This window comes from Arthrobacter sp. 147(2020) (assembly GCF_013116715.1).
GTDB lineage: Bacteria > Actinomycetota > Actinomycetes > Actinomycetales > Micrococcaceae > Arthrobacter_D.
In genome coordinates, this window is record NZ_JABFOM010000013.1 from 44,067 (window position 1) to 59,194 (window position 15,128).

Annotated in this window: 14 protein-coding genes, 1 pseudogene and 1 riboswitch; of the genes and pseudogenes, 9 read left to right on the plus strand and 6 right to left on the minus strand. The window is 65.3% G+C overall.

Translation table 11 applies throughout. The annotated features are described in order from the left end of the window. Positions 1-340: 340 nt before the first annotated feature. Together HMI58_RS10430 and HMI58_RS10435 are read right to left on the minus strand one after the other, a co-directional pair. Positions 341-1,705, minus strand: coding sequence for an HNH endonuclease signature motif containing protein (locus HMI58_RS10430; RefSeq protein ID WP_240153759.1), 1,365 nt, complete (start codon positions 1,703-1,705; stop codon positions 341-343). 764 nt (positions 1,706-2,469) lie between these two features. After that, a complete protein-coding gene (locus HMI58_RS10435) occupies positions 2,470-3,045 on the minus strand; it encodes a TetR/AcrR family transcriptional regulator (protein ID WP_225668029.1) in 576 nt (191 codons plus the stop codon). 66 nt (positions 3,046-3,111) lie between these two features. Here HMI58_RS10435 and HMI58_RS10440 point away from each other — a divergent pair, with 66 nt between their 5' ends. From HMI58_RS10440 to HMI58_RS10455, 4 genes are all read left to right on the plus strand, one after another. Next, complete coding sequence (locus HMI58_RS10440; protein ID WP_171619604.1) at positions 3,112-3,609, plus strand: DUF4188 domain-containing protein; 498 nt, start codon at positions 3,112-3,114, stop codon at positions 3,607-3,609. A gap of 55 nt (positions 3,610-3,664) precedes the next feature. Next, positions 3,665-4,033: a TfoX/Sxy family protein gene (locus HMI58_RS14840; RefSeq protein WP_171619606.1), complete on the plus strand. Its 369-nt coding sequence runs from the start codon at positions 3,665-3,667 to the stop codon at positions 4,031-4,033. Between the two features lie 237 nt (positions 4,034-4,270). Further along, positions 4,271-5,173 carry an alpha/beta hydrolase gene (locus HMI58_RS10450; protein WP_205208086.1) on the plus strand — a complete coding sequence of 301 codons (903 nt, stop codon included), beginning with the start codon at positions 4,271-4,273 and terminating at the stop codon, positions 5,171-5,173. Then, positions 5,170-6,048: a TPM domain-containing protein gene (locus tag HMI58_RS10455; RefSeq protein ID WP_171619608.1), complete on the plus strand. Its 879-nt coding sequence runs from the start codon at positions 5,170-5,172 to the stop codon at positions 6,046-6,048. Before HMI58_RS10450 ends, HMI58_RS10455 begins: the two co-directional genes overlap by 4 nt. Before the next feature lie 151 nt (positions 6,049-6,199). Here the strand turns inward: HMI58_RS10455 and HMI58_RS10460 are convergent, their stop codons facing one another. After that, a complete protein-coding gene (locus tag HMI58_RS10460) occupies positions 6,200-6,784 on the minus strand; it encodes a TetR/AcrR family transcriptional regulator (protein WP_171619610.1) in 585 nt (194 codons plus the stop codon). A gap of 154 nt (positions 6,785-6,938) precedes the next feature. On the opposite strand from HMI58_RS10460, the pseudogene HMI58_RS10465 reads away from it, so the two are divergent. Continuing rightward, positions 6,939-8,015: pseudogene (locus HMI58_RS10465) on the plus strand (MFS transporter); the annotation flags it as partial. Here the strand turns inward: HMI58_RS10465 and HMI58_RS10470 are convergent. The 3 genes from HMI58_RS10470 to HMI58_RS10480 form a co-directional block, all read right to left on the minus strand. Beyond that, a complete protein-coding gene (locus HMI58_RS10470; protein ID WP_171584492.1) occupies positions 8,005-8,664 on the minus strand; it encodes a methionine ABC transporter permease in 660 nt (219 codons plus the stop codon). The pseudogene HMI58_RS10465 and the gene HMI58_RS10470 sit on opposite strands and share 11 nt — an antisense overlap. Then, positions 8,664-9,692 carry a methionine ABC transporter ATP-binding protein gene (locus HMI58_RS10475; protein ID WP_171584491.1) on the minus strand — a complete coding sequence of 343 codons (1,029 nt, stop codon included), beginning with the start codon at positions 9,690-9,692 and terminating at the stop codon, positions 8,664-8,666. The genes HMI58_RS10470 and HMI58_RS10475 overlap by 1 nt, the downstream gene beginning before the upstream one ends. Before the next feature lie 71 nt (positions 9,693-9,763). Continuing rightward, positions 9,764-10,645, minus strand: a complete 882-nt coding sequence (locus tag HMI58_RS10480) for a MetQ/NlpA family ABC transporter substrate-binding protein (RefSeq protein ID WP_171619614.1) — start codon at positions 10,643-10,645, stop codon at positions 9,764-9,766. A gap of 209 nt (positions 10,646-10,854) precedes the next feature. Further along, a riboswitch (SAM riboswitch) is annotated at positions 10,855-10,972 on the minus strand. 133 nt (positions 10,973-11,105) lie between these two features. Between HMI58_RS10480 and HMI58_RS10485 the strand changes: the two genes are divergently transcribed. The 4 genes from HMI58_RS10485 (at position 11,106) to HMI58_RS10500 (ending at position 15,126) form a co-directional block, all read left to right on the plus strand. Further along, a complete protein-coding gene (locus tag HMI58_RS10485) occupies positions 11,106-11,792 on the plus strand; it encodes a GntR family transcriptional regulator (RefSeq protein WP_171584489.1) in 687 nt (228 codons plus the stop codon). Between the two features lie 86 nt (positions 11,793-11,878). After that, complete coding sequence (locus tag HMI58_RS10490; RefSeq protein WP_171619616.1) at positions 11,879-12,871, plus strand: sugar phosphate isomerase/epimerase family protein; 993 nt, start codon at positions 11,879-11,881, stop codon at positions 12,869-12,871. 55 nt (positions 12,872-12,926) lie between these two features. Then, positions 12,927-14,666, plus strand: coding sequence for a dihydroxyacetone kinase family protein (locus HMI58_RS10495; protein ID WP_171619618.1), 1,740 nt, complete (start codon positions 12,927-12,929; stop codon positions 14,664-14,666). Further along, a complete protein-coding gene (locus tag HMI58_RS10500) occupies positions 14,659-15,126 on the plus strand; it encodes a ribose-5-phosphate isomerase (RefSeq protein WP_171584486.1) in 468 nt (155 codons plus the stop codon). The genes HMI58_RS10495 and HMI58_RS10500 overlap by 8 nt, the downstream gene beginning before the upstream one ends. Positions 15,127-15,128: the final 2 nt, after the last annotated feature.

Genomic DNA, 15,128 nt, shown 5'->3' on the forward strand with positions numbered 1-15,128 from the left:
GCAGACTTCGGGGCATCGTGGGCATTGAGCCTCGGGACTTCGGGACCACAGAAACTCGGAACCTCGGAACCGTAGGGCCCGCACCTCGCGGACAGGAGGTGCCCGCACCTCCCGGACAGACTGGCTGATCCCTGAGGTCTTGAAAACTGCGCAGTTGTGGAAGAGGTGCCGCTTAGAAGGGTGGTGGGTCTTCCTTTGGTGCCGGTGGTGGGTCTGGTCGGGTGAGGTAGGTTTCGCCGGCGGGTGAGATGGCGATGATCAGTCCGGGTTCGGGTTGGCGGTAGTGCCAGTAGCCTTCGGATTTGAGTTTGTGGTGCCGTTTACACAGGGCCGCGAGGTTTCAGTAGCTGGTTTTCCCGCCCTGTGACCAGGGTTTGGTGTGGTCGAGTTCGCAGAACACCGCCAACCGGTTACACCCAGGGTGCCGGCAGGTCCGGTCCCTGACCCGGACCGCGTCTTGGAGGTCTTTGGGGACCCGGTAGGTGGTGGCGTCGGCCCCGAGCCTCGCCCCCGTGAACGGGTGGGTAAGGATCCTCGTGAAGGAGGGTGCGTGTCCGGCGAGCTTCCTCGCCGTTTCAGGGTCAATCGGCCCGTACCCTTCGAGTTCGCCCGGGGCATCCCCGCCGAGGAGAGTCATCACGGGGACCGTGACGAACACTTTCGCCTGCACACCCCAGAAGGCACCTGCACCACCACGGCTAGCTGGCTCGCCCACGACAGTCGATCCGCTGTTCCCCGGCGTCCCGCCCAGTCCGCTGATACTGTCCGGCGTCGTCGTTCTGAAGGTCTGATCCGGCTCGCTGGCACCATCGGCGACTTGTTGCCCGGAACTCATCTCGCCGGTGGTGGTGCCCCCGGCGGTGGTGCTTCCGGTGGTGGGGTGCCCTTCGTGGTCCGTCATGTGCCCGGTGGCGCCGGCGCTGGTGAGGACGTCTGCGAGGACGTCGGCTCGTAGTTGGGTGAGGGTGCGGGGTTCGTCGGGGCCTTGCAACGCACGGGCGGCGGTGTCGACGCGGTGGAAGATCCCGGCAGCCTGATCGACGGGTAGGTAGGCTTCGAGCCAGGCCATGCCGTCGTAGCTCGGGGTGAGGAACACCCCGCGTTCCTTCACCGCCCTCTTACGCCGGATGGTGATGGTTTCGGGGTGGAGTTCTTCGCGGAGCCGGTTCGCTTGCTGCCGGAACTTCGCCACGGTCGTCAACGACGCCATGCCGATCAGCCGGGCCTCAAAATCAGCCGTCACGGTGGGATCAGTGTCGGGGATGCTGGTGGCTTCTTCGACCACAGCCCACGCGTGCCGTTTGCTGAGCTTCCCGGCCTCCAACGCTTGAAGGGTGGCCGGGCAGTACCGGGTGAGCAGGGTGCTGTGCTCGACGAGGAACCCAGCCGTCCGTTCGGGTATGTGCAGGGCTGCGCTGATCTCGGACGCGGTGACGGTTTTCTCGTACCCCGAGTCCCTGGGGTCGTGGCGGGTGTGTTCGGTTTGCAGGTCAAGGGCCCGGGTCACGACTTTGGCTTCCTGGGCGTCTAGCCAGGACCGTGCCTCGTCGATGTCTTTCAACGTGTCCAACACCTGAGCCGCGTCCAAACCACCGACAGCAGCCATCTGCAACTGCCCCGTCAGTGCGGGAGGTTCGCTACTGGAGCGCACCCGGGCATCCGGGTCATCCCCGAAGTAATAGGAAGCCCACGCTTCAGAGAACAACCACCCCGAACCCTGCCCAGCCGAATCTGGCTCCGTTGATTCAGGGTCAGTCGAATCCTGCTCCGTCGATTCTGGCCCTGTTGCATCAGAATCGGCCGAGCCGGATTTTGCCGGGTCCGCATCGTTCGGATCGGCGTTATCCTCAGCCGGATCCGTTTCGGCGGTCGGCTCCGGAGGCTCCACGACCGGGGCCATCCATACCGACTCAACACCCAATGGACCAGCCGACCCATACCCGGAAGAAGACCCGGTGCGCGCTTCCGTAGATGTATCGGCGGAGGTCTCCGCGGACGCGTTCGCGGTCCCGCTATCAGAAGCGGGATCCGCGCCAGATCCGGAAGGAATCTCCGGTCCAGTAGAAGAAGCCTCACTGCTTTCCATACCTCTATTCGATCACCCGCCACCCCCAAAATAAGGTCCCAGCTGGGGGCTGCGCAAAAAGAATTTCCATGAATTTTCAGGGTTGGCAAAGGACACTGAACGGGGCGTTAACAGGCTCCAGTCCAAAGCTTCACCACTGTCGAGTGCCGAAAATTAGCGAGTCTGGTCATCGGGAAACCGCTGAATTTCCCCAAGTGTTCATGCAAGCTTGCCGCCTTGTCCGGTGCAAACCTTCTCACATCCACTCGAACCCACCTCGGATGGATACCCATACTTCAACTGGCCGAGCACCCGCGCTTCCCATCCGCCTCAGGTGGTAAGCCGATCAACACAAGTTGCGTCGCTCCATCAGGCCAAGAAGCCCGGCCCAGTTGCCACCTGACTCAGGCAGCCCAGCCACGGGCAATGGCATCGAGTGCCGAACGGTAAACCGCAGCCCAATCGGCGTCGGGACGACCCATCTGCGCCAGCTCCAGACTGACAATCCCGTGCACCTGACCCCAGATCGCGACGGCAACCAACTCCACCGGTGCCTGCACCAGCACGCCGGCTGACTGCGCTGCCGCGACCGCTTCCATCAGCGGCTGCATCGCATCGCTCGCGGCGTCCGGGCTGGGCTGACAATCGGCATACGCAGCCAGGGCGCCCCCAAACATCAGCCGGTACAGGGCCCGATGCTCCAGCGCCCAGGTCCGGTACGCGACCCCTAAAGCATCCAACCCGCCGTCAGCGGCTGCCAGCTGCGAATCGTGGAACGAGCGGAACCCGTCGTCGACGACGGCCGTCAACAGTTGGGATTTCCCACCGAACAGCGAATAGACAGCCGACGTGGACGTCCCCGCCGCAGAGGCAACATCGCGCAGTGTCACCCGCGCGGGCCCATCTCGGTCAAGCAGGTCGGCAGCCACGGACAGTAGGTCCTGCCGCAGGGAATCGTTATGCACTACAGGTCTTGCCATGAGATCCATTGTTTCATAACATTGTTCTGTAACAACGTTACAGAAGTTCGAGCCGAGGGAGTTCCGATGGCACAACAGATCTACGCGGGCCGGCACACCGCTGACCCGGCAAGTGAAACCGTCACGGTATTCCTCATCGGCATGCGGGCCAACCGCTGGTGGAAGATCAGGAAAGTCAGCAGGGTCGCCGCCGCCATGCCGCGGATGCTCCAGCATCTAGCTTCCGACCCGGCCGCCGGAATGCTGGGCTACGAGCAGTGGTTCGGCCGCACCACCATGCTGCTCAGCTACTGGGAGAGTCCTGAACACCTGCGAAAATTCGCGGCGGATAAGGAATCGCCCCACCTGGAACCCTGGCGACGGTTTATGAAAGAACTCTCGGGCACCGGCGATGTAGGCATCTGGCACGAAACGTACCAGGTCCCCACCACCGGAATCGAGACCGTCTACAACGGAATGCCACTGTTCGGCCTGGCAAGAGCGACTGCGCACGTTCCCATCGGGGTGCGCAACAATACGGCGAAGCAACGGATGGGCCGGGCACCCGGGCCGAAGGTCCCTTGACAGAATCCGCCACTCGTCTCATATTCAAAGGGCATCCGTAACCGAGGGGGCTGCCGTGATCAACACTTCTTCATCGCGAGAGTATCTTTCCGTTCGGCTTCGAGACCTCTTCGCCTCCTACCCGGACGTGCGGGAGATCCGAATGTTCGGCGGAATCTCCTTCATGGTGAATGACCGCATGGCAGTTGCCGCCGATCGTGCTGGCGACCTGCTGGTGCGAACCAACCCAACCGACTACGACGACCTCCTCCGACGCGGCGCGGTTCCAGCGCTCATGGGCCAGGACAAACCGATGGGACGCGGATGGCTGACCGTGCCACGCCACCAGCTCGACGACGACGCCGAGCTCGCGTACTGGGTGAAGGTCGGCATCAACTCCGGGGAACCAGCCAAATGTAAACCCGTCAGCGCTCACGATCACTGATCTGCTGGATGGTCCAGCGGTTGCCATCCGGGTCAGCAAACGTGCAGAAACCGACGTTGTTCAGATCATCCTCGGGGAGCCGGGGGCGGAGACCATCACGGGCATAGACCCGGATCTCGGACAGTTCAACCCCGCGCCCGGTGAGACTCCAGATGCGCTGCTGCTGCGCGAATTGGGGGTAAAGGAGCGAAGCTGCCCACCCTGTGCAGCGATCGACGGTTTCCCTATGCTGGCCCCATGACTGAACGAGAGCCAGGCGTGCAGTGGCAGTCGGTGATGGTCGAGGTGACCGGCGGAGTGATCGCTGCCCAGGCGACCGGAAGCCCAACCGACCCTGTCATCCTGTTGATCGGCGGAGCCACCTGGTCGCGGGATTGGTGGGCTGAGGACTTCTGCGGCACACTCGCTGACCAGGGTCTACGGGTGATCCGCTATGACACCCGGGATACCGGGGAATCCATCTGGTCTCCCCCGGGTGAACCCGCCTACACCGGGGAAGACCTGACCCGCGACGCCGCCGCGATCCTTGACGCTTTCGACGCCCGGACGGCGACAATTGCCGGCCTGTCCATGGGCGGCCGTATCGCACAGGAGATCGCCGCGCTTCACCCCGATCGGGTGGCCGCGCTGGTGTTGATGTCGACCAGCCCGGTGAGCCACACCGGCGTCGACCTCCCCGGACCGTCCCCTGAGGTCGCGGCCCTCTTCGCCAATGCGCCACCGGAGCCGGATTGGTCGGACCGCGAAACTACCGTTAGCTGGGTGGTCGACGGCGAACGGCCCTACGCGGGTCCTGGCTATTTCGACGAGGCAGCCGTCCGCGATCTGGTGGCACGGGTGTGGGATCGCACCCCGTCAATGGCGAGTGCCTTCACAAACCACTTCATGATTGCGTCGTCGGGACCGTCAGTGGACCTGAACGCTCTGCGGGGCATCCCGACGCTGGTGGTCCACGGATCGGCGGACCCACTCTTCCCTCCCGCACATGGCCGCGCGCTGGCAACCGCACTGGACGCCCCGCTCCTGATGCTCGACGGCGTAGGCCACCAGACACCGCCCCGCACGTTCTGGCCGGAGCTTGTCACGGCGATCGCTAGACTCACGGAAAGACCACCGGGCAGCCACAAGGGGACACCATGACAATCAGCAGACGCGCCGGCGGAGCAGCAGCCACCCTGTCGATGCTGCTCCTCGTACTCACCGGATGCGGCACCAGCGAACCGGCGACGGCGCCGGATCGCCCCGCCGAGGGCAACGTGCTCGACAGTGCCGATGTCCTGACCACGGCGGAGGAACAGAGCCTCAACACGCTGATCGAGGAACGGAACACGAGCAGCGACGGCGCCCGCGTCGCGGTGCTCACCGTCGAGAACGTCGGCGGTTCCCTAGAGGACTATGCCCGCAGCGTCGCCACCGAGTGGGAAGTGGGCGACGCGGGGACGGACAACGGTGTGCTCGTGGTCGCCGACACTGCTGAGCGGGAGTTGCGGATTGAAACCGCTGACGGCGTCCGCCAGCAGTTCTCCGACGATGAGGCGGCAGTGGTGATCGAGGAGGTTCTTGAACCGGCGTTCGCCGATGAACAGTATGCCGAAGGCCTCACCGAGGCGGTCGAACAGATCTACCTGTACGCCGACGGGCAGGAGCCGGTGCAGGAACCATTCAACTGGGCACTCCTCGCGTGGGTCGTCGGAGGGATCACCGCCCTGCTGGGCATCATCATCTCCGCTATCACCGTCGACTCCCGCCGCCATCGTCGGGTGGCCGACGCCGAGATCCGGGAGGCCGAAGAGAAGGATCCGACCTTCCGCCTCACCGAAGAACAACGCAAGGCGTACCGCAAGTACCGCTACAGCAATCGCGGCGACGACGCCGTGAACTACCCGCCGACCTGGCTCCCCCTGTATATCGCCAACCCGGCACTGTATTCGGGGGCCAGTACCGGCACTCAGGCGGGCTCGTCGTTCGGCGGGGGCGGCGGCTTCACCGGCGGCGGAGCATCCGGCAAGTACTGACGCCTGGATGACTTCGAACTGTTGACTCCTGACGGCCGAGGCACGGGGGTTCGTCGAGGCGTTCTACGAAACGGGCGGAATTGGCGGGGAAGACTTTCCCGACCACGGGCCAGCGAACGGGGACCCTAGCGTCCGGCGCCAAACCCAGGTGTCATGCCGGCTGGTTGACGGCGGCGTCGATCGCGAGGTGCGAGGTTTTCAGTCCCAGCGCGACGGCGTCAACGGTCGCCATCCCGCGGAGAATCATCCCCAGCACCCCCGTATAGATGAGGAGTAATTGCTCCGCCAAAGCATCAGCACCCGCTGGCCCCACCACCGGGACGGCCAGTTCGCGCAGACGGGTACTGAGGAGGTGCGTGTCACTGGCCAGCGTCTCCTGCAGGGCGTCGCCCGGCTGGGGCGACTCGGCAGCGACACCGAGAAATGCGCACCACCGAGCGGGAGTGACGCTCTCCCGGTAGTTCTGCAGGGCGGGCAGCAGCGCCACGAGGCGGTCCCGAGGCGTCGATGCTTCGTCCACCGCCAGCCGCCAGGCCTCATCCCAGCGGCCCAGACGGCGCTGCAGCGCCTGGATGATGAGCCCCTCCTTGTTGCCGAAGTGGGCATACAGCGTGGCCGGAGCAACGTTCGCCTGCTTCAGGATCACGTCCACCGGAGTGGCTGCGACACCCTGGGTGAAGGCCAGATCTTCGGCGGCTTCCAGGAGGCGTTCCCGTGCGCTGGGTTGTGCAGTCATGCCTCCATCCTATAACGTTCGTTTCAATGAAACGCACGTTACAGTCCTCACTGCCGACAGCTAGCCCTCGCTTTTCGGTGATGGCGCTGGCGCTAATCGCCGCCACCTACGGCCTGGCCCGCCTGGGCTACGGACTGTTTCTCCCTCGTTCTCCGCAGCGTTCGCCTTGACGCCGACGGTCGGTGGCCTGCTGGTCTCCGGTGCGTCGGTGATCTACTGCGTGTCGGCTCTGATCGGGTTCCGATTCGCGCCAACCCGGCCACGCCTCGTGACGATCCTCGCCGGCGCCACTGCGGCGTCGGGCAGCGCAGGAATTGCCGCCGCGCAGAACACCGTCTTTCTCGCCGCGGCAGTGCTGATTGCGGGGATGGGCGCCGGCTTTGCCTCGCCGGCACTGGTGGAACTGGTGCGCCGCAATATCCCGCTCGCCCAGCAGAACAAAGTGCAGTCGGTGGTGAACTCGGGGACCGGCTTCGGCGTGGTGATCGCTGGCGTGCTGGCCCTGGTGGTCGCCTCCTCCTGGCGACTGGCGTGGGCGCTGATCGCCGTCGTCGCGCTCGGCGCCCTGATCGGCGTGCTCAGGACCGACCGGTCGCGGGATACTCCAGTGCCTGCACAAGCAACGGACGACCAGCGGGCCAGCCCCGCAAGGACGGGCGCCGAACTGCGCGCCCTGTGGCACCCGATCGTGGCGGCGTTCAGCTTCGGAGTGGGCGCGTCAGCCATCTGGGTGCACGGCCGCACCCTCCTCGAGGATCAGGGCATGGCGGTGACCCTGTCGGCCGGAGCGTGGATTGCGCTCGGCGTCGGCGGAGCGGGCGCTGTGCTGACGGCACCGTGGCTGGCCCGGCACACCCTCCGGACCACATGGCTGGCCACCGTCGTCGCCGTGGCCGCCGCAACGGGCGTGTTCGCCCTGGCACCCCAGAACCTGCCCCTCAGTTTCGCAGCCGCAGCGCTGTTTGGCCTGGCCTACACCGCCGCCACCTCGGTACTGATTATCTGGGCCACCCACTCGGCCACGCACAGCGCCGCCGGAACGTCGATCCTCTTCACCGGCCTGGTGCTCGGACAGGCGGTCGGGGCAACCCTGACCGGCTCGTTGATCGAGAGGCTCGGATTTCCCGCGGCCTTCGCCATCGCTGCGGTGATCTGCCTGCTCGGGGTGCTGAAACCGGCGCCCCGGCCACGGGCGGAGGCCAAGGTGTCGACGTCGAAAGCTACCGTCTGAGCGCCTTCCGGGCGAGCACGTTCCCCAGGAACTGGACCGCCTGCACCAGCAGGATAATCACAATCACCGCAGCCCAGGTGACCCAGGGGTTGAACTGCCGGTAACCGTACTGGATGGCGAAGTTACCCAAGCCGCCACCGCCCACATACCCGGCGACCGCCGACATATCGACCAGGGCCACGAAGATGAAGGTGTAGCCAAGGATCAGCGGACCCAGGGCTTCCGGGATCAGGATGGTCAGGATGATCCGGAGCCGGCCGGCGCCGACCGAGCGCGCTGCCTCGATCACGCCGGGCTGCACGGTCAACAGGTTCTGCTCCACGATGCGGCTGATCCCGAATGCGGCCGCCAGCGACAGCGTGAAGATGATGGCACTGTTGCCGATACCGGTCCCGGTGACCGCCCGGGCCAGGGGTTGCGCCGCGGCCAGGAAGATGATGAACGGGATGGGCCTGAAGATGTTGACGATGATATTCAGGGTGCCGAACACGGCACTGTTCCCCAGGATGCTGCCCGCTCGGGTGGTGTACAGGCCGATCCCGAGGAGCAGCCCACCGAGGCCACCGAAGAACAGGCTGAACCCAACGATGTAGAGGGTCTCGTAGGTGGCAACCCACAGTTCCGGGGAGAGGTCGATGACGGAATCCATCAGCTGAGCTCCTTCACAGTGGTGCGGGCGGCGAGACTGGCGAGTGCTGCGTCGATCGAGGCTCCCGGTCCGGTGAGGGCGAGGGTGAGATGCCCGAACGCGCGGCCCCTGATGTCGTTGATCCCGCCGTAGATCAGCTCGAACTCGACCCCTGCGGCGGCGAGTTCAAGGAACACCGATGCCTGGGATGAGTCGCCGTCGCGGAAGGAGAAGGTGACGATCCGCCCGGCATGCCGTTCGCGCAGTGCGGCAAGCTCGTCGGGTGCCGGGATGCCCCGGACCACTGTGGAGACGAACCGCTGGGATGAGGCCTGGCGCGGGTTGGAGAAGACGTCGAACACGTCGCCCTGCTCGACGATCCGCCCGCCGTCCATCACCGCCACCTTGGTGGCGAGGGTCTGGATGACGTCCATCTCGTGGGTGATCACCACGATGGTGATGCCGAGTTCCTCGTTGACCCGGCGCAGCAGCCGCAACACCTCATGGGTGGTCTCGGGGTCCAGCGCCGAGGTGGCCTCATCGGCCAGGAGGATCTTCGGTGAGGTGGCCAGCGCCCGGGCAATCCCGACGCGCTGCTTCTGGCCCCCGGAAAGCTGTTCAGGGTAGTTCGACGCCTTGTCGGCCAACCCCACAAAGTCGAGGAGCTCAGTGACGCGGGCCTGGATTTCCTCCCGGCTTTTCCCGGCGACGCGGAGCGGGTAGGCCACGTTGTTCCAGACCGTTTTGGCGTTGAACAGGTTGAACTGCTGGAAGATCATGCCAATGTCGAGGCGCAGCTTGCGTAGCTGGCGGTCCGGCACGTTGGTGACCTGGTGTCCGTCGACGATGATCGTGCCACTGGTCGCCTTTTCCAGCGCGTTGATCAGCCGGACCAGGGTGCTTTTGCCGGCACCCGAGTATCCGATGATCCCGTAGATCTCGCCAGCCTCGATGTCGAGGCTGACGTTGTCGATAGCGCGCACGGGATCGCCACCGCGCCGCCCCGGAGGGAAGCTTTTGGTGACGTCCTGCAAAGAGATGAGGGGCATGGTGTTCCTTGTCGGAAGAGCCCTGCGGCCAGCCGGGATCGCCGGCCGGCCGCAGGAGTTGGCGGGCCTGGTCAGCCCTGGGCTGCGGTGTCTTCCTCAACGGTGTCGAGGGTCGACTGCAGTTCCTCGGGAGTGACCACCAGGAACTCGGCCGTCCCACCTGAGGTCTCCTGGACGGCGTCCTGCACCTCCTGGTTCTCCTGGTAGATGCTCACCAGCTTCTGGTAGGTCTCGTTGTTCTCCTCACCGGCGCGGGCGGCGAACACGTTCACGTACGCCACGGCGGCGGGATCCGTCGGGTCGTCCTGCGCGATGGCGTCCTCGAAGTTCAGCCCCGCGTCCTGCACGAAGTCGTTGTTGATGATCGCAGCGGCGACGTCGGGAAGCGACGTAGGGGTCAGCGAGGCTTCGAGGGTGGTGACGGTGACCTTGGAGGCCTCCTCGTCGATGTCGTCGATGGTCGAGAAGGCGCTGCCACCGCCGTCGAGCACCACCAGTCCAGCGGACTGGAGCACGAGCAGACCCCGGGCGAGGTTGCTCTCGTCATTGGGGACGGCGACAGTGGAGCCTTCGGGGATCTCGTCGACCGACCCGTACTGGGTGGAGTACAGACCGAGGGGGTAGATCGCCGTGGACCCGATCGGGGTGAGCTCCTCACCGCTGGAGACGTTGTAGCGGGCCAGGTACACCAGGTGCTGGAACTGGTTGAGGTCAAGTTCCTCCTCGCTCAGGGCGGGGTTGGGCTGGGTGTACTCGGCGAAGTCGATGACCTCGAGGTCAATGCCCTCCTCCGCCGCGGCTTCGGTCAGCAGCCCCCATTCCGGGTCACTGGCTCCGACGACGCCGAGGCTGATGCTTTCAGTGCCGGAGTCGGAGCCTTCCGACGAACCGCAGGCGACGGTGAGGGCCAGAAAGGGGACCACGGCAAGGGACAGGAGTTTGCGGGAATTCATTGATTTTCCTTTGAACGGGATATTGGAAAAAGTCCAGCGGGCAGGCGAAATCGGCCGGAGGCTCCTGCTGGATCGGCTTAAAGAAAAGGGAGGCGAATGCGCTGCGGAAACTGCAGCGACAATCGGGTGGGGATTCCTCGGGTGTTACATACTGGCTCGCTTCGAGATTGCGGGCGGTATCGCCGAGACCTTTGTGGGTACTCCTGGATACGCCGTACTTGCCATCCGGGGACTTGTTCCGGCGGCCGAATCTTCACCTGAAGCACCCCACTACGGGAGAGGGTTGCTGTTCAACCGGCCAGGGAGCCATTGGTTGAACTCTTGATTCTGAGTTCAACCTAAAGCAGATAATTCACCGGGTCAAAAATTTAGCGAAAAGGATCGTCATAAATGACCTTCCGGAGACCTTCAGGAATTCATGCCCGCCGACCTGTATCGGTAGTTCCTATAGGATTTATCTATGTCCGCCGCCGCTCCCCGCCGCACCCTGAACCGTCAGGTGCTCGCCGATCATGTCCACGAGGAGCTCATGTCCTGGCTGATCGACGGCCGGCTGGAAGCAGGGGCGAACCTCAGCATTGACGGCATCGCCCGTGACCTGGATGTCTCCCCCACCCCGGTCCGCGAGGCGCTGGCCCGTCTGGAACATACCGGCATGGTGCGCCGCGTTGCGCTCAAGGGCTACAAGGTGGCGCCGCTCTTCACCGCGCCCGAGCTGGCACAGCTGGTCGATGCCCGGCTGATGATCGAACCCGTGAACGCCGAGCTCGCCTGCGCCCGGAGCACTCCGCAGCTGGTCGACGACTTGAAGCAGACCATCGAGGATCTACGTCATGCCCCCACCGGTGCCTCCTACGCTGAGTTCCGCGAATACTGGAAGGCTGATGAGGACTTCCACCGTCTGATCGCCGAGCACACCGGCAACCCCTTCATCCTCAACGCCTACCGCACCCTCGGCGGCCAGGTGCAGCGCTTCAGGTTCTTCGCCGGCCTGGGCGTCACCGACGCCGACAACGCCATCGCTGAGCACACCGCCATCCTCGATGCTTTCGCGGCGGGGGACGCTGCCGCGGCCCGCGCAGCGATGGTTGCCCACCTCAATGGCGTCAAGCAGCGGTCCATCCTGGACAGCGCAGAGCACCCCTAGAACTTCCCGTCCTGATGCGGAACCCTTGACTCTCGGCGTGTGATCGACAATCCTATAGGAAATACGATTACACAATGGAGTGACTAATGGTTTATACAGCTGACACCTGGCCCATCACGGCCGCCCTGCTTCAGTTCCCGCACGAGACTTCTTCCGGGTCCATGCAGGACGCGGACCCAGAGGTCTGGAAGAGCGTCTTCACCGAAGTGCGCGACGCCGGCTTCGACAACGTCGATTTCTTCGACACCTGGATCAAGCCCGGGGACCTGTCCACCGAACGCCTCGACGAGCTGAAGCTCGCTGCCACCGAAGTGGGAGTGGGTGCACCCGCCATCTCCGCCATCCGCCGCAGCGTCATCGACGAGCAGAATTGGGAAGACAACCTCGCCTACAGCCACCGCACCCTCGAGGCCGGCGCGCAGCTGGGCTGCGAAGTGGTCTCTTTCGGACTGCACCAGGCGCTGACCGCCGAGCAGAAGAAGCAGCTGTGGTTCTGGACCGTCGAAGGTCACAAGGACCCGGTCAACGATCCCGAGGTCTGGCAGAAGGCTGTCACCCGCCTCCGTGAACTCGGCAACCACGCCGCCGACCTGGGCCTGCTGCTCTCCCTCGAACTCTACGAAGACACCTATCTGGGCACCGGCGACTCCGCCGCCCAGCTGGTGCAGGACATCGATCTGCCCAACGTTGGCCTGAACCCGGACCTGGGCAACCTGGTACGCCTGCACCGCCCGATCGAGTCCATCCAGGAAATGATCGCCAAGACCGTTCCCTACGCCAACTACTGGCACGTCAAGAACTACACACGGGACGAGAACCTGGCCCGCAACCAGTTCGTGGCCATCCCCGCTCCTCTCGAATCCGGCGTGATCAGCTACCGCGAGGCTTTCCGCACCGCGCTGGCACACGGGTTCCAGGGCATCATCTGCGCCGAGCACTACGGCGGAGACGGCCTCAGCGTGTCAGCGTCCAACCAGGACTACCTGCGCAACCGCATCCTCCCCAAGACCGTGGACTACGCGCTCGGGCAGCCGCTCGTGGCGCAGGGCCGGCAGCAGCCACGCGGCGCCTCGGTCTAACGCATCCCATTAGTCCGCCCGGCCCAGCCGGGACACATCGATTCAACGAGGAATGATGACACGCATCTTTGATGACCCCGCCACCTTCGCCGATGATGCCCTTGACGGCTTCACTGCGGCCAACCGCCGGTACGTTGCCCGCGTAGACGGCGGCGTGGTCCGCTCCACCGAAATGGACGAGGGCCAGGTTGCCCTGGTTATTGGCGGCGGCTCCGGACACTACCCTGCCTTCGCCGGGTTGGTGGGCCAAGGCCTTGCCGCCGGGTCAGCCTGCGGCAACATGTTCGCGTCCCCCGCCGCGGGACAGGTCTACCGGGTGGCCCGTGCCGCGAACAACGGCGGCGGGGTGCTGCTCAGCTACGGCAACTACGCCGGCGACGTTCTACACTTCGACCAGGCCCAGCTGCGCCTCAACGCCGAAGGCATTGAGACGCGCACCGTGGTGGTCACCGATGACATTGCCAGCGCCCCCATCGACCAGTTGGAGAAGCGCCGCGGCATCGCCGGGGACCTGACCGTGTTCAAGGTCGCCGGCGCCGCCGCCGAAGCCGGGCTGAGCCTGGACGAGGTGGAGCGATTGGCGCAGAAGACCAACTACCGCACCCGCTCGCTCGGCGTCGCCTTCGACGGCTGCACCCTTCCGGGAGCGAAGGAACCACTGTTCACCGTTGAGCCCGGCCACATGTCCCTGGGCCTGGGGATCCACGGCGAACCGGGGATATCCGACCACCCCATGCCCACCGCCACCGAGCTCGCCGAACTGCTGGTCAGCACTTTGCTCAAGGACAAGCCCGACGACGCCGGCACCCGCGTGGTGCCCATCGTCAACGGGCTCGGGACGGTCAAATACGACGAGCTCTTCCTACTGTACGGCCGGATCGAGTCGCTGCTGACCGCCGAAGGGCTCGAGATCGTTGAACCCGAGTGCGGTGAACTGGTGACCAGCCTGGACATGGCGGGGGTCTCCCTGACCCTGCTGTGGCTGGATGAGGAAATCGGAACCCACTGGGCCGCACCCGCCGACACCCCTGCCTACCGCAAGGGCAACGTCGCGGCCCGTGCCCACCGCGACGTCGAACAGCTCGCCGCGGCGGCCGAAGCCCCCGTGGAACCTCCGACCGCCGGAGCAGCAGCACTCAGCAGCGCCGCCGTCACCCTCCTGGAGTCGGTGCGCGCCGTCGTCATCGAGCATGAGGAAGAACTCGGCCGGCTGGACGCGGTCGCCGGCGACGGCGACCACGGTATCGGGATGCGCCGCGGGGTCGACGCCGCGGCGGATGCGGCCGCCGAGGCTGCTGCCGCCGACGCCGGCGTGGACCGCGTGCTGGTCGTTGCCGGTGAAGCCTGGGCCGAGAAGGCGGGCGGCACCTCCGGTGCCTTGTGGGGATCGGGGATCATCGCCGTCGGGCATGCCCTCGGCAACCGTGACGCCTACACCGCCGCCGAAGCCCACGCCGCGGCCGTTGCATTCCAGAGAGCGATCGTGGGGCTGGGCAAGGCCGAGGCCGGGGACAAGACCATGGTCGACGCCCTCCTCCCCTACGTCGAGGCATACACCTCCAGCCACACGGGCGGCGCGTCAGTCGCGGAGAACCTCAGCAGCGCCGCCGCGGCCGCCACCACTGCCGCCGACGAGACGGCGGCGCTCAGCCCCCGCAAGGGCCGCGCCCGGCCCTTGGCCGAGAAGAGCGTGGGCCACGCCGATCCGGGAGCCATTTCGTTTGCGCTCATCGCCGAAGCGGTGGCCCGCACCTATCAGGAATTGATCACCACAAAGGAGAACAGCCATGAGTGAAAAGCTGCGCATCGTCATCGGAAATGACGAAGCAGGAGTCGAATTCAAGACGGCGCTGAAAGCGCTGCTGGAAGCGGACAGCCGGGTGGAGTCAGTGCTCGACGTCGGCGTCGGTTCCGACGACACGACCGCGTACCCCCACGTGGCCGTCGCTGCGGCCCGCAAGGTTGCCGCCGGCGAGGCCGACCGTGCCCTGCTGATCTGCGGGACCGGACTGGGTGTCGCGATCTCCGCCAACAAGGTGCCGGGCATCCGTGCCGTCACCGCCCACGACAGCTACTCGGTGGAGCGGTCGGTGCTCAGCAACAACGCGCAGGTCCTCACCCTCGGGCAGCGCGTCATCGGCCTGGAGCTCGCCAAGAAGCTGGTGAAGGAGTGGCTGGAGCACCGTTTCGACGAGACCAGCTCCTCCGCCGCCAAGGTGGACGCCATCAGCTCCTACGAACCGAAAGAGGACTAAGC

What these genes read in the sequence shown, in the direction of transcription:
- HMI58_RS10475 (WP_171584491.1), bottom strand. Translation starts at nt 9,692, where the DNA reads ATGCCCCTCATCTCTTTGCAGGACGTCACCAAAAGCTTCCCTCCGGGG.
- HMI58_RS10435 (WP_225668029.1), bottom strand. Translation starts at nt 3,045, where the DNA reads ATGGCAAGACCTGTAGTGCATAACGATTCCCTGCGGCAGGACCTACTG.
- HMI58_RS10480 (WP_171619614.1), bottom strand. Translation starts at nt 10,645, where the DNA reads ATGAATTCCCGCAAACTCCTGTCCCTTGCCGTGGTCCCCTTTCTGGCC.
- HMI58_RS10490 (WP_171619616.1), top strand. Translation starts at nt 11,879, where the DNA reads ATGGTTTATACAGCTGACACCTGGCCCATCACGGCCGCCCTGCTTCAG.
- HMI58_RS10470 (WP_171584492.1), bottom strand. Translation starts at nt 8,664, where the DNA reads ATGGATTCCGTCATCGACCTCTCCCCGGAACTGTGGGTTGCCACCTAC.
- HMI58_RS10485 (WP_171584489.1), top strand. Translation starts at nt 11,106, where the DNA reads ATGTCCGCCGCCGCTCCCCGCCGCACCCTGAACCGTCAGGTGCTCGCC.
- HMI58_RS10500 (WP_171584486.1), top strand. Translation starts at nt 14,659, where the DNA reads ATGAGTGAAAAGCTGCGCATCGTCATCGGAAATGACGAAGCAGGAGTC.
- HMI58_RS10495 (WP_171619618.1), top strand. Translation starts at nt 12,927, where the DNA reads ATGACACGCATCTTTGATGACCCCGCCACCTTCGCCGATGATGCCCTT.
- HMI58_RS10450 (WP_205208086.1), top strand. Translation starts at nt 4,271, where the DNA reads ATGACTGAACGAGAGCCAGGCGTGCAGTGGCAGTCGGTGATGGTCGAG.
- HMI58_RS10440 (WP_171619604.1), top strand. Translation starts at nt 3,112, where the DNA reads ATGGCACAACAGATCTACGCGGGCCGGCACACCGCTGACCCGGCAAGT.
- HMI58_RS10460 (WP_171619610.1), bottom strand. Translation starts at nt 6,784, where the DNA reads ATGACTGCACAACCCAGCGCACGGGAACGCCTCCTGGAAGCCGCCGAA.
- HMI58_RS10455 (WP_171619608.1), top strand. Translation starts at nt 5,170, where the DNA reads ATGACAATCAGCAGACGCGCCGGCGGAGCAGCAGCCACCCTGTCGATG.